Here is a 12,583-nt window from a genome sequence, read left to right on the forward strand (position 1 = left end):
ATGACCAACCTGACCCAAACCGCCCCGGTCCTCAAGGCCGCGGAGGAGATTGCAACCCTCGAAACCGTCCGGGCGTTCCTTTACCGGGAAGCCCGTCTGCTGGACGACCGCCAGTTCGATGAGTGGCTCGAGTGCTACCACCCCGACTCCGAATTCTGGATGCCGGCCTGGGACGTGGATGACCAGCTGACGCAGGACCCGCAGAACGAGATCTCCCTTATCTACTACGACAACCGCGGCGGCATCGAGGACCGGGTGTTCCGGATCAAGACCGACCGGTCTTCGGCCACCTCCCTCCCCGAGCCGCGCACGGGGCACAACATCACGGACGTTGAGGTTTTGGCGAACGACTGCGGCCGGGTCGAGGTGCGCTTCAACTGGTTCACGCTCTACTTCCGCTACAACACGACGGACACGTACTTCGGCACCAGCTACTACACGATCGACCTTTCCGGCCCGGAGCCGGTGATCCTGAAGAAGAAGGTAGTCCTGAAGAACGACTACATCCACCACGTGGTGGACGTCTACATGATCTGACCTGCCCGCAGGGCATGCCACAACTTTTCCCCGGGACGCGACGACGCGCCCGCCCAGTCAGGAGGACCCCATGGGCCACAAAGTAGCCCTCAGCTTCGAAGACGGCGTCACCAAAGTCATCAAGGTCGGCGACTATGAGACCGTCATGGACGCGGCCTACAAGGCGCGCATCAACATTCCGTCAGACTGCCGCGACGGCGCCTGCGGCACCTGCAAGGCGTTCTGCGATTCCGGTTCCTTCGACCCGGGCGACTACATCGACGACGCCATGACCGAAGAGGAGCTCGAAAAGGGCTACCTGCTGACCTGCCAGGCCGTCCCGGAATCGGACCTGGCCATCCAGATCCCGGCCACGTCGGAGTCGGCCAAGACGGCGGCGGCCACCTTCAGCTCCACCATCAAGGAGCTCAACCGGCACACGGACTCCACGGTGTCCTTCACCCTTGAGGTGGACAACCGGGACGCACTGGCGTTCCTTCCCGGCCAGTACGTCAACCTCAAGGTCCCCGGGACCGACGCCGAGCGCTCCTACTCCTTCAGCAGCGGCCCCGAGGTGCAGGACACGTCCTTCATGGTCCGTGTCACCCCGCAGGGCGCCATGTCCGAGTACCTGCGCGACCGCGCCGCAGTAGGCGACTCGATCGACTTCACCGGCCCCTACGGATCGTTCTTCCTGCGGGAGCCCAAGCGGCCCCTGCTGCTTCTGGCCGGCGGCACCGGCCTGGCCCCGCTCCTGTCCATCCTGGAAAAGCTCTCCGAAAACCCGCCGTCCACCCCGGTCCACCTCATTTACGGCCTCACCCGCGAGGCGGACATCGTGGGCCTGGACTGGCTGCGTGCCTACGAGGCTAAGCTGCCCGGCTTCACCTGGGATTACATCGCCTCCGAGCCCGGTACCTCCGCCCCGCACACCGGCTACGTCACCCAGATCATCGAACCGAAGCACCTTAGCGAAGGCGACGTGGACATCTACCTTTGCGGCCCGCCCCCCATGGTCAATGCCGTCTCCAAGTGGCTGGACACCGAAGGCATCCAGCCTGCCAACTTCTACTTCGAGCGGTTCGCGCCGAAGGAGACCACCGGAGGCGACGCCGAGACCGGAGTCCCGGCGCCGGCCGAGAAGATCCAGGCCGAAGGCGACACGATGAGCCGCGGCGAGGCAGTGTCCTCGCTGGAGACCGGCCGGCTGGATTTCCGCAAGGAGGACAGCTTCGTCCAGCTCGACGCCCGCATGGGCCTGGAGTTGGCGGTCAGTGAACTGCTGCTGGGCCGGCTCAGCGAGGAGCAGCTGCGCCAGTTCCGCCGGCTCGCCGAAGCTACTACGGCGTCAGTGGACGGCGGGAGCATCAGGGATCCCGAGGAGTTCGCGCGCACCAACGAGGAATTCCACGAGTACCTCTTCATGGTCTGCGACAACCCCATGCTGCTGGAGTCCTACCGCCGCCTGGATGTGCACGCCCAGATGGCCGCGGTCCTCGAAGCCGGAACGCCGATCTTCGCGCGGGTCACCCAGGACCACCTGGACATCGTGGACGCCTTCGAACGAGGTGACAAGGACAGCCTCCGCGCCGTTATCACCGCGCACGCTCACGACGCGAAGGACACCATGGCCGGCGCCATCGACGCCAAGGCCGCCCTCTGATGGCAGCGCCGTACGCCGGGCAATTCGTGACCCCCGGCAGGTTCGGCGGCAAGGTCGCCGTCGTCACCGGTGCAGCCCAGGGGATCGGCCGGAAAGTGGCCGAACGCATCGGCGCTGAAGGCGGGGCAGTGGTCCTGGTGGACCGCGCGGAACTGGTCCACGACGTGGCCCGCGCCATCGAAGAAGCCGCCAAGGCCTCCGGTTCCGGGGGCTCGGCCACGTCCGTCGCTGCGGACCTGGAGACCTTCGCCGGTGCTACACAGGCCGTCAAGGCAGCGCTGGCCGCCCACGCACGCGTGGATGTCCTGGTCAACAATGTGGGCGGCACCATCTGGGCACGCCCCTACGAGGAATACGACGAGGACAAGATCGAGAAGGAGATCCGCCGCTCGCTATTCCCTACCCTCTGGAGCTGCCGGGCGGTGCTGCCGGCGATGCTGGAACAGGAGTCGGGGACCATCGTCAACGTGTCCTCGGTGGCCACCCGCGGCATGCACCGCGTCCCGTACGCCGCGGCAAAGGGCGGCGTCAACGCCCTGACCCAGGCCTTGGCCATGGAGGTGGCTGGCCGGGGCATCCGCGTAGTCGCCACCGCGCCGGGCGGCACCGAGGCGCCGCCGCGGAAGGTCAAGCGCGGGCCGGAAGCCCAATCCGCCACCGAGAAGGCCTGGTACCAGGTGATCGTGGACCAGACCGTGGAATCGTCCTTCATGAAGCGCTACGGCACCCTTGACGAGCAGGCCGCGCCCATCGTCTTCCTCGCCTCCGACGAAGCGTCCTACCTCACCGGCAGCATCCTCCCGGTGGCCGGCGGGGACCTGGGGTAGCCCGTGGACCCCCGCCGGAAGGGGCGGGCAGGCAGCTCCGGTAGACTTGCGGCCATGACTGCGAGGTCCGCCCAGGGCGATATCGGTGCGGATTCGCCGCTGGTAGGCCGCGATGCGGTGTTCGGGGAGCTCCTGGAAATCGTCCGCACGGTCCGCAAGGGCAAGGTGGCCACCGTGGTCCTCACCGGCCCCTCGGGTTGCGGAAAAACCGCCGTGCTGGAGTCCTTCCTGGAGCATTGCCGCACGGGCGCGCGCGGCGTCGGCGTCCTCTCTGCCATGGGCGATGAGTGGGAAGCGCAGTTCGCGCTCGCCGGATACTCCCAGCTCATGCTCACCTCGCCGCTGCGTTCGGCAAAGGCGTACGACGGCGGTCCGCACCTTCCGGCGACGCCCGTCGCCGCCCTGAGTGCGGACCAGGTGGTCAATTACGCGTCGACGCTGAGCACCCACCTCGAAGGGCTGCAGTCACACGGAAGCGTGGTGGTCGCCGTCGACGACGTCCACAAGCTGGACGTGGAAAGCCTGCGCATCCTCACGTTCGTCATGCGCCGGCTGCATGGCAAGCGGATCCTTTTCCTGCTCACGCTGAACCCCGCGGATGCGCCACGCATCCCCGCCGGCGTCCTGGATTTCCTGACCGGGCACCAGGTGGTCCGGATCCCGATGGAGCCGTTCACCGCGCAGCAGGTCCAGGAAGTGGCCCGGCGCCTGCACGGCATCGACCTCAGCGTCACCGCGGCGCACGGGCTGGTCCGGCACACGGGCGGCCTGCCGCAGCCCGTGGTAGAGCTGCTGCGCGAGCTGCCCGCGGAAACCTGGCTGGCCTGGTTCCCGTCGCTGCCGCCCACCTCCCGGCTGCGCGCCAGGGTGCACAGCGTCCTGGATGCCGCCTCGCCCGGACTCGTCGCCGTCGCCGAAGCCGCGTCCGTGCTGGGCCGCAGTGCGGGGCTGTCGGAAGTAGCCTCCGTCAGCGGAGTGGAGTCCGTCCTCGAAGCCCTGGACGAAGGACACCGCGCCGGCCTCCTGCGGCTGTCCGTGGACCAGGCGCGCTCCGCCGTCGTGTTCGTTGAACCCGGCACCGCCGAAGCGATTTACGAGCAGATCGTTCCCAGCCGCCGCATCGCGCTGCACCGCCTGGCCGCGGAGGCCGTGGAGCCGGAGGGCGAAAAGCTGGGGCACTGGGTCTCGGCAACGCCCGCCGCGGACCAGGCGCTCGCCGAAGAACTCGAGGATTTTGCCAACCGCCAAGCGGCCGTGGGGGCATGGCAGGACGTGGCGACGGCATTGTTTTCCGCGTCCCGCCTGTCGTTGGACATCCGGTCGCGCAACGACCGGCTCCTGCGCGCAGTCGACGCCCTGGTGGGGGCCGGCAATGTTGCCGAGGCGCAGACCTGGTCCGCCGCCGTCGACGCCCTGCCTCCCTCGCCGCTGCGCTCCTCCGTGCTGGGCTACCTGTCCACCGTGTCCGGCCAGAACGACAGCGCCCAAAGCCAGCTGGAAATGGCGTGGCGCACCAGCAACCCGGAGCGCGAACCCAAGGCGGCAGCCCAGGTGGCGCAGCGTTTTGTCCTGCACGGGGTGGCATCCTGGGACGGGCCGATGATCACCGGCTGGGCGGAACGTGCCATGTCGCTGACCGAGCCCGGAACGCCCGCCCATGTCGAGTCGGAAGCCATCTATGGCCTGGGTCTGTATGCCAGGGGCCGTCTGGGGGAGGCAGAGGCCTCGTACCAGCGCGCGTTCGGCCACGCCGCCGAGAATGCGCAGAAACAGCGCGTGCAGATGGGTGCCGGCTGGCTGGCGCTGAGGATGGACAACGTCGAATCGGCCCTGGCGAACTTTGAGTCGGCGGCCCCCACCGAGTACCGGGGCGGGTCGTTGCGGATTTCCCTGTGGGCCGAGGCATGGCTGGCCCGCACGCACCTGGTCCTCGGAAACTGGGACGCCGCTGCGGCCACCATAGCCCGTTCCAGTGTCCGCCTGGAAACTTCCCGGATGCCCCTGATCCGGCCTCTGCTGTACTGGACCGCGGCCGAGCTCTGGTCCATGCGAGGGGACTGGGACCGTGCCCGCTACTACGTTTCGCAGGCCGCGGTCCAGCCGGGCACCTACCGGGCAATGCAGGTGCCGGCCAGCCTGGCGCGGGCCCGGTTCCACGAGGCGCGCGCTGACTATGAGAGCGCCCTGGCCGTGCTGCAGCCACTGACCGAGCTGGACCCGTGGACCGAGGACCGCGTGTCCTTTTGGCCGTGGCAGGACACGTACGTCAACGCCTTGGTAATGACGGATCAGCTGGATACCGCTGAAGCATTCCTGACGTCCTTCGAGGGGCTGCGGCGCGAGCGCGAAATCCCGTCGGACATGGCACGGATGGCGTGGGCGCGGGGCCGGCTGCTCGCGGCCCAGGGGGACCCCGACGCGGCCCGGGCGCATTTCGAGGCCGCCCTGGGCCACCTCCGCGGGCTCAACCGGCCCTACCTGCGGGCCCGGATCAGTTTTGCCTTCGGGCAGAGCATGCGCCGCGCCGGGAAGCGGCGGCTGGCGTCTTCGGTGCTGCGTGCGGCGAGGGACCTCTACGACTCATTGGGCGCGGCCACCTATGTGGAGCGCTGCGACAGGGAACTCAAGGCGACCGGTCTCGACGTCGGAAATTTCCCCGACCCTTCCGACACGGTGCTCACCGCCGCCCGGGACCATCACATCCAGCTCACGGCGCAGGAGCAGGCGGTGGCCGAGCTCGTGGCCGGGGGTGCCACCAACAAGGAGGCCGCCCGCGCCCTGTTCCTCGCGGAGAAGACCGTGCAGTACCACCTCACGCGGCTCTACCGGAAGATGGGCATCCGCTCCCGCAGCGAACTAGCCGCCGCGTTCCGGGCCAAGGACTGACCGGAACGCGGCGTTTTTGGTTCGGGTCCCTACTTGACGTCGGAGGGATGCTTGGCCAGCGGCACCACCGAGATCTCCATGTACGGGAACAATGGAAGGTTCTGCAGGATGTCGTGGAGTTCGTCGTTGGAGTCAACGTCGAAGATCGAATAGTTGGCGTATTCACCCACCACGCGCCAGATTTCCGGCCACTTCCCCGAGCACTGCAGTTCCTGCGAGTAGGCCTTCTCCTTCGCCTTGATCCCGGCCGCCTCGGAGGCGGGCAGGTCTGCCGGCAGTTTCACGTCCATGTGGACCAGGTACTTCACTGGGTTTCCTTTCGTGGAAGGGGTGGCTTAGCGGTCGCGGCGGTAGCGCTCGAGCTTTTCGTCGTTCACCCCGGTGCCCACGCCGGGGCCTTCGGGGACGCGGATGCGCCCGTCGATGATCTGCAGCGGTTCGGCCAGCAGGTCGTCCGTCATGTCCAGGTAGTTGGACAGTTCCGCGGCGCGCTTGGCGGTGTGGGCGAAGGCGGCGCCAAACACCACGGAAGCCACGGTGCCCACCTGGGTGTCGATCTGGTTGCCGATGTAGACGTCGATGCCCATCCCCTCGGCCATTCCCACGATCTTGGCGGCCTCGGTGAACCCGGAGCGGGCCGTCTTGACCGCCAGCAGGTTGGCCCCGCCGTTGAGGATTTCCTTGGCGGCTTCGCCGAGGTTGGGGGCGGATTCATCCGCTGCGATGGGGATGGGGGAGTTGGCCACCAGCCGGCGGCGGCCCAGGATTTCGCGGGCGTCATCCGGTTCCTCAAGGAACTGCAGGCCCAGGTCCGCGGTGCGGCGGAGCACTTCGGCGGCCTCGTTCGCGGACCAGCCCCGGTTGGCGTCCATGTACAGTTCGGCGTTCTGGCCGAGGCCCTCGCGCAGCACGCGTGCCGCGTCTATGTCCAGGTGGATGGGGCGGCGGCCGGTCTTCAGCTTGAACGTGTTGATGCCGTAGGTTTCGCGGAACTCCAGGGCCAGGGCGAGCAGTTCCTGCGCTGGCTTGAAGCCGAGCATGTGGGAGACCCGCAGTGAGTCGGTGTAGCCGCCCAGCAGTTTGGTGACGGGCTGTCCCAGCGTCTTGCCGATGACGTCCCACACAGCGATATCCACGGCGCCCTTGGCGGTCTGGTTGTGGATGGTCCGGTAGAGGATCTCCTGGATCTTCTCCCGGTCAAAGATGTCGACGCCGATCAGTTGCGGAGCGAACACGTCCTGCACCACCGCGACGATGGACTTTTGCGTCTCACCGTAGGTGTACGGACGCGGCGGGGTGTCCGCGATGCCCACCACGCCGTCGTCCGTGCGGAGGCGGACCAGCACATGGTCGGCTTCGTGGACGGACCCGGAGGCGAAATGCAGCGGGTGGCGGTAGGGGATCGAGTAGGGAATCGCCTCAATGGCTGCGATTTTCATGAAGGGGAAAACCTTTCGTCAGTGGGAAGCGGTTCATGCCCTGGCGCGGTGGCCGCCACGACGACGTCCAGGAAGTTGTGCAGCAGGGCGGAGCGGTGGCCGCGGAGCCAGGCCACGGCGAGTTCCACGGGAGGTGCGTTTTCGATCTCCCGGTAAGCGACGCCGTCGAGCTGGAAAGCCCGGACCCGGGACGGCATGACTGCCACCCCGCCCCCGGCGGCCACGAAGGCGAGCATGGTGGAGGTTTCACCTACCACCTGGGTGATGCGCGGCTGGAAGCCGGCCTGGCGGCAGAGGTCCGAGGTGATGCGGTACAGGACGGATTCGGGTGCATAGCTGATGAAGTCCTGGTCCTGGAGTTCGTGCATCGCCACCGGCTTGTCCTCGGCCAGGGCGCTGAACGAGGGGACTGCGACGACGAGCGGTTCCTGGTCGACGACGCGGTAGTCGATCTCCTGGGAGGCGACGGGCGGGCGGAGGAGCGCGGCATCCAGCGTACCGTCCCGGAGCCCGGCTTCCATGGACGGGGTAAGCATCTCGCCATTCAATGCCAGCGACAGACCCGGCAGCATCTGCTTGGCCAGGCGCGCGATCTGCGGCATCACGCCGTAGGTGGCCGATCCCGAGAAGCCGACCCGAAGGACGCCCGTGGCTCCCTTGCCCACCTGGTACACGTCCGCCTTCAGGGTTTCCATGTCATTGACGATCTGCCGCCCGCGGTCCAGCAGGAGTTCGCCGGCCGCGGTGAGGTCCACGCGGCGGGTGGTGCGGTTAAGCAGCCGGACCCCCAGCTGTTCCTCGAGCTGGCGGATCTGCTGGGAGAGGGGCGGCTGGGCCATGTGGAGGCGTTTGGCCGCCCTGCCGAAGTGCCGTTCTTCCGCCACCGCAATGAAATAGTTCAGCTGCCGGATGTCCACTGTGCTGCCCTCCCACGCGCCCTGCCAAGGGTCGGCCCTGGACGACTATTGATTCAAAGAATAACCCTAAAAGTACTTACTAGTGCATTTCTTCGACTCAATGACGTTCAGGGCAGACCGCTGTGCGCTACTGGGGCTGCTTGGCCGCCACGTTCGCTTCGGTGCGGTGCCCGGCGATCTCTTCGACCTGGTGTTCGGCTTCCTCGAGCTTGCGCTGGTGCGGGACCAGGACGGTCACCAGGCCGCCCAGGAGCGCCACGCCGCCGTAGATGTAGAAGGCCGTGGAGCCGCCGATCCCCGCAGCCGCCAGCCAGCCGCCGATGATCGGACCAAGCACGCCGCCCAGCCGGCCCACGCTGGCGCACCAGGCCACGCCGGCCGCGCGGGCATTGGTGGTGAAGTAGTTGGACTGGAATCCGTAGATCAGCACCTGGGTCCCCAGCGTTCCCACGCCGGCCACGGCGATGAAGGTGAAGAGGACGGGCAGCGGGAAGTTGAAGGTCATGAGTACCAGCGAGACCGTGGCAAGACCGAATGTCGTGGCGATAACCCGTTGCGGGCCGCTCTTGTCAGCCAGCCGGGAGGCGATCAGGCCTCCCGCCACTGCGCCGAGGTTCAGTGCCAGCGGGAAGAACAGGGAGTAGGTCCGGCCGTAGCCGTAGCCCTCCATGATTCTGGGCAGCCAGGTGTTGAGGCCGTAGGTAAGGAGCAGGCCGCAGAAGGACATGAGCCCCAGCAGGACCGAAGCCAGCGCGAACTGCCTCGAGAAGACGGCGGCGAACCCGGACTTCTGCGGCGCCGCGCCCGTTTCCAGGATGACGCGCTCTTCGAGGAGCGGCACGCCCGTGCGCTCCGCAGCGGCGAGGGCTTCCTCTTCCCGGCCGCGGGACAGCAGCCAGCGGGGAGACTCGGGGAGTTTCCGCCACGCGATGGGGAGCAGGATGACCAGCGGAAGCGCGCCGATGATGAAGAGGCCGCGCCAGCCGAGGCTGTCGTGGAACATGATGCCCATGATGGAGGCGAGCACGCCGCCGGCCGGAACGCCGGAGTACACGATGGCGTTGTAGAACTGGCGGCGCCCGGCCGGAGCGAACTCGGCCATGGTGGCGCCGGCGCTGGCGATGACCACGCCCAGGCCCAGGCCGGTGATGAAGCGCATGGCGCCGAAGGCCGGCAAGGTGGTGGTTAACGCCGTGACGAACATGCCCACCGAGAACCAGGCGATGCCCAGCAGCATCAGCCGGCGACGGCCGAAGAAGTCGCCCACGGCGCCGCAGATCAGTGATCCCACCAGCACGCCGATAAGGGCCCAGGAGCCCAGGAGCCCGGCGGTGGCCAGGTCGAACTTTCCGATCTGGCCGGGATCGGCGAGGAGGCCCGGCAGGACGGTGCCGTAGATGACCAGGTCGTAACCGTCAAAGAGCAGGGCCGTGCAGATGATGAAGGCCACCCAGTTGGCGGTGCGGGCCTCCTTTTGTGGATTTTCAGCGATAACCGCGTGCGGTTGTGTCATGTCCGGGTCCTCTCAGGGGTGATTGCATGCGCTGGCACGACTCTGGGCCAGCGGCCGTTTCCGGGTTCCTTTCAGCCTGACAGGTGTGTGACACGGGACATATGAGGTAACTACCCAGGGTTCCGCCCGGGGGTCTCTGTGTACTTATTTCGAATGAATAAGACGTTTAGATGGAAGAGTAAATATAGATGACACCTCACCGGCCTGCCGCTAGGCTGGCGCAATGACCACTCCCGCACGCCTTCATTCCGACCTGTCCCGCCTGGGCCGGGAAACCGACATGTTCCTTGCCACCGTCGCGTCCTTGTCGGACGACGAAATGGCCGGCCCGTCGCTGTGCGACAGATGGTCCAGGGCGCACGTGATTGCCCACGTCGCCGCCAATTGCCGTGCGCTGGTCGAACTCATCGACTGGGCCGCCACGGGAGAAGAGCGCCGGCTTTACGCCTCGCCCGAAGCCCGCGCCGGTGCCATCTCCGCCTTGGCAGCGCTGCCTCGGGAGGAATTGCTGGAGGAGTTGCGTGCCTCGGCCAAACACTTCGCCGAGCAGGCGCAGCGGCTGGCCGGCACACTCGTTGCTCCGGAAGTCAAGGTTAACGGCGGTCCACTTCCGGCAACGTCCATCGTGGCGCTCCGGATCGCGGAAGTGGTGGTGCACCACCATGACCTGGACACGGCCTGGACCATCGAGGAAGCCGATCCGGACTCGTTGCTGGATTCCCTCGAGGCCGTAGTTCGTTCGCTGGGTGCCTGGGATGTGCCAGGCATGACCCTGGTCACCGAGGAACGCGACCAGTGGGTTATCGGCAACGGCGCGCTGCGCGTTGAGTCCGACCGTGAGGGCCTGCTCCAGTGGCTGGCGCGCGGTGATGCCGCGCATATCGAGGCGGAGGGCTCGGTGCCGGCACTGCCGCGCTGGTGAGCCGGCCGGCACGAACGGCTCCAGCGGCATCCCGTCGAGGGACCTGCATAGTCCGGCGGGAGTATTTTCCTTGCTCCACCGCTTCTGCGATTCCTTCGGCCGCCCGCACCACCCGGTCGTCAAAGTCCTGGTCCGATGACTCAACCAACCTGGCAAGGGGCATGACACGGCGTTGTCGAGCAAGGGAAAGCCCATATGGTTGTGAAAAGCGTTCGTGTCCGCTTCCGGAAGCGCGGTCGTTGTCTCAAGGGGTTGAATCGGTGAGGTGGGCCTGTTGACAGTGTCAACTCCAGGGATTCGGGGTGAAGACTATGCCGTTTGAAGGTGCTGTCATGCCTTTACGTAGTGCGAGGGTGTTCATGACTGGGTTGATGCATTGGTCATAGAGCCGTGGAAAGAGGCTGTGTATCGGGATGAAGGTTCCCTGGATTTGACCGACCACTGTTACCGGCCGTGGCCGTTTCGAAATCCGTAGTATCGCCTTGGCGACTCTGTGTGGGAGACAACGGGGGGTAGCGGGTGGACGGGCTTGCGGGTGTAGTTCGCGGCGTGCTGGTAGATGGGCGTGTCGATTGTTGTCGGCAGGACCAGGCAGGTGTGGATGTCCTTGGCCGTTCATAACTCCTGGCGCAGTACTTCCGTGAAACCGAGCAGCCCGAATTTGCTGGTCACGTAGGGGGAGACGTATGGCGAGGTGATTTTGGAGTAGACCGATCCGTAATGATCAGCGTTCCCTGGCGCTGATTGTGGAAGTGCGGCAGCACCGCGCGGGCGGTGTGGACGGGTCCGAAAAGGTTTGTTTCGATGATCTGGCGGAACACCTGGGGCGGTGTGGTTTCGAAGGTTCCGTAACTGTAGACGGAGGCATTGGCGACACAGACGTCGATGCGGCCGAACGCTTCGACTGCTGCGCGCACGAGGTCTTCTACCTCGGACTCCTGACTGACATCGGTCGGCACGGTGATGACCTGCGCCCCGTCCTCGGCGCATTCGGTGGCTACTTCTTGCAGGGTTTCTGTGCTGCGGGCGGCGAGAACGAGCCGGGCACCGTCCTTCGCGAACGCATGAGCGCTGGCCCGGCCAATGCCGCTGGAGGCACCGGTGATCACCACCACGGCTCCGGGTGCAGCGCGTTTTCCCGGTTTCACCGGCTTTGCCGAAGGTGGGCAGCCCCTGCGGGGTGATAGTTAGCGGACACGGTCGAACAACCGCAGCAGGCTTTCGGTGACCACCCCGAGGACCACGTGGGTTACCGCGCCCCTTGCGTGTGCCTGCCAGGGGTATTCCGTTGGCCCTGAGGCCAGCCCCAGTGCAGGGGCGACCACTTCATCGTTGATCACAAACAGGCCAAAACCGTACAGGGCACCTCCGCCCGCCTGCATGACCGGTACTTTCCTTCGGACAACGGCGTGCAGCGCTCCGGGCAGAATGCCCAGCGCGTAGTGCAGGGCAACGCCCGAAGGGTTTGGTTGGCCGGTGTGAACGTTGATGCCGCTGAGAGCGGCTAGTTTCTCGACTCCGACGTGGGCGACGTCCTTTCCTGCCGGCTGCGCCTGTCGCTGCCGGTCCAGTGCCTCCTTCTCAGCATCGGTGTACTCGACATCGGTCCCGCCCTTGCGGGCCTGCAGTTCGCGCACAACCGCGTCCGGGTCTTCATGGTTGTACAGAAACCATCCGACGCGGTCCATCGCCCACACACCGGCCGCGCCGGCTACTGCGCCGAGCAGCATATCCAGAGCAACGCTGGGCTGTGGTTGGTGTATCTGCTGGGCGGGAGCAGTGCTGACCGGGACGGGAGAGTCGTCCAGGTGCCCGTTCCCGGAGGACTGCGGGGAGGCTGTGCGGCCCTCTGGCAGGTTTTCGGCTGTCGTGGGATGTGTCATCGAGGGATCCTTTCAAT

11 protein-coding genes are annotated in these 12,583 nt (G+C 66.5%); 5 read left to right on the plus strand and 6 right to left on the minus strand.

The window, feature by feature from the left end; all coding sequences use genetic code 11:
- The 4 genes from benB to NXY83_RS09180 all read left to right on the plus strand — a co-directional run bounded on the left by benB (position 1) and on the right by NXY83_RS09180 (position 5,892).
- Positions 1-537, plus strand: a complete 537-nt coding sequence (benB, locus tag NXY83_RS09165) for a benzoate 1,2-dioxygenase small subunit (RefSeq protein WP_258805773.1) — start codon at positions 1-3, stop codon at positions 535-537.
- Positions 538-607: 70 nt separating this feature from the next.
- Positions 608-2,179 (plus strand): benzoate 1,2-dioxygenase electron transfer component BenC, encoded by a 1,572-nt coding sequence (benC, locus tag NXY83_RS09170; protein ID WP_258805774.1) that lies wholly within the window; start codon positions 608-610, stop codon positions 2,177-2,179.
- On the plus strand, positions 2,179-3,006 hold the full coding sequence (locus NXY83_RS09175; RefSeq protein ID WP_258805775.1) for a 1,6-dihydroxycyclohexa-2,4-diene-1-carboxylate dehydrogenase: 828 nt from the start codon (positions 2,179-2,181) through the stop codon (positions 3,004-3,006). The genes benC and NXY83_RS09175 overlap by 1 nt, the downstream gene beginning before the upstream one ends.
- 54 nt (positions 3,007-3,060) lie before the next feature.
- Positions 3,061-5,892, plus strand: coding sequence for an AAA family ATPase (locus NXY83_RS09180; RefSeq protein ID WP_258805776.1), 2,832 nt, complete (start codon positions 3,061-3,063; stop codon positions 5,890-5,892).
- A 29-nt stretch (positions 5,893-5,921) separates the two neighbouring features.
- Here the strand turns inward: NXY83_RS09180 and catC are convergent, their stop codons facing one another.
- The 4 genes from catC to NXY83_RS09200 form a co-directional block, all read right to left on the minus strand.
- Positions 5,922-6,200 carry a muconolactone Delta-isomerase gene (gene catC, locus NXY83_RS09185; protein ID WP_258805777.1) on the minus strand — a complete coding sequence of 93 codons (279 nt, stop codon included), beginning with the start codon at positions 6,198-6,200 and terminating at the stop codon, positions 5,922-5,924.
- Between the two features lie 27 nt (positions 6,201-6,227).
- On the minus strand, positions 6,228-7,331 hold the full coding sequence (locus tag NXY83_RS09190; RefSeq protein WP_258805778.1) for a mandelate racemase/muconate lactonizing enzyme family protein: 1,104 nt from the start codon (positions 7,329-7,331) through the stop codon (positions 6,228-6,230).
- Entirely contained in the window at positions 7,328-8,248 is a 921-nt protein-coding gene (locus tag NXY83_RS09195) for a LysR substrate-binding domain-containing protein (protein WP_258805779.1), read from the minus strand. Before NXY83_RS09195 ends, NXY83_RS09190 begins: the two co-directional genes overlap by 4 nt.
- 127 nt (positions 8,249-8,375) lie before the next feature.
- Positions 8,376-9,761, minus strand: a complete 1,386-nt coding sequence (locus NXY83_RS09200; RefSeq protein ID WP_258805780.1) for an MFS transporter — start codon at positions 9,759-9,761, stop codon at positions 8,376-8,378.
- Between the two features lie 223 nt (positions 9,762-9,984).
- Between NXY83_RS09200 and NXY83_RS09205 the strand changes: the two genes are divergently transcribed.
- On the plus strand, positions 9,985-10,683 hold the full coding sequence (locus NXY83_RS09205; protein WP_258805781.1) for a maleylpyruvate isomerase family mycothiol-dependent enzyme: 699 nt from the start codon (positions 9,985-9,987) through the stop codon (positions 10,681-10,683).
- A gap of 668 nt (positions 10,684-11,351) precedes the next feature.
- Here the strand turns inward: NXY83_RS09205 and NXY83_RS09210 are convergent.
- Positions 11,352-11,798: an SDR family NAD(P)-dependent oxidoreductase gene (locus NXY83_RS09210; RefSeq protein WP_258805782.1), complete on the minus strand. Its 447-nt coding sequence runs from the start codon at positions 11,796-11,798 to the stop codon at positions 11,352-11,354.
- 72 nt (positions 11,799-11,870) lie between these two features.
- A complete protein-coding gene (locus NXY83_RS09215; protein ID WP_258805783.1) occupies positions 11,871-12,566 on the minus strand; it encodes a DUF1440 domain-containing protein in 696 nt (231 codons plus the stop codon).
- Positions 12,567-12,583 lie beyond the last annotated feature (17 nt).

It is taken from the genome of Pseudarthrobacter sp. NS4, from assembly GCF_024758005.1.
GTDB lineage: Bacteria > Actinomycetota > Actinomycetes > Actinomycetales > Micrococcaceae > Arthrobacter.

What these genes read in the sequence shown, in the direction of transcription:
- benB (WP_258805773.1), top strand. Translation starts at nt 1, where the DNA reads ATGACCAACCTGACCCAAACCGCCCCGGTCCTCAAGGCCGCGGAGGAG.
- benC (WP_258805774.1), top strand. Translation starts at nt 608, where the DNA reads ATGGGCCACAAAGTAGCCCTCAGCTTCGAAGACGGCGTCACCAAAGTC.
- NXY83_RS09175 (WP_258805775.1), top strand. Translation starts at nt 2,179, where the DNA reads ATGGCAGCGCCGTACGCCGGGCAATTCGTGACCCCCGGCAGGTTCGGC.
- NXY83_RS09180 (WP_258805776.1), top strand. Translation starts at nt 3,061, where the DNA reads ATGACTGCGAGGTCCGCCCAGGGCGATATCGGTGCGGATTCGCCGCTG.
- NXY83_RS09190 (WP_258805778.1), bottom strand. Translation starts at nt 7,331, where the DNA reads ATGAAAATCGCAGCCATTGAGGCGATTCCCTACTCGATCCCCTACCGC.
- NXY83_RS09200 (WP_258805780.1), bottom strand. Translation starts at nt 9,761, where the DNA reads ATGACACAACCGCACGCGGTTATCGCTGAAAATCCACAAAAGGAGGCC.
- NXY83_RS09205 (WP_258805781.1), top strand. Translation starts at nt 9,985, where the DNA reads ATGACCACTCCCGCACGCCTTCATTCCGACCTGTCCCGCCTGGGCCGG.
- NXY83_RS09215 (WP_258805783.1), bottom strand. Translation starts at nt 12,566, where the DNA reads ATGACACATCCCACGACAGCCGAAAACCTGCCAGAGGGCCGCACAGCC.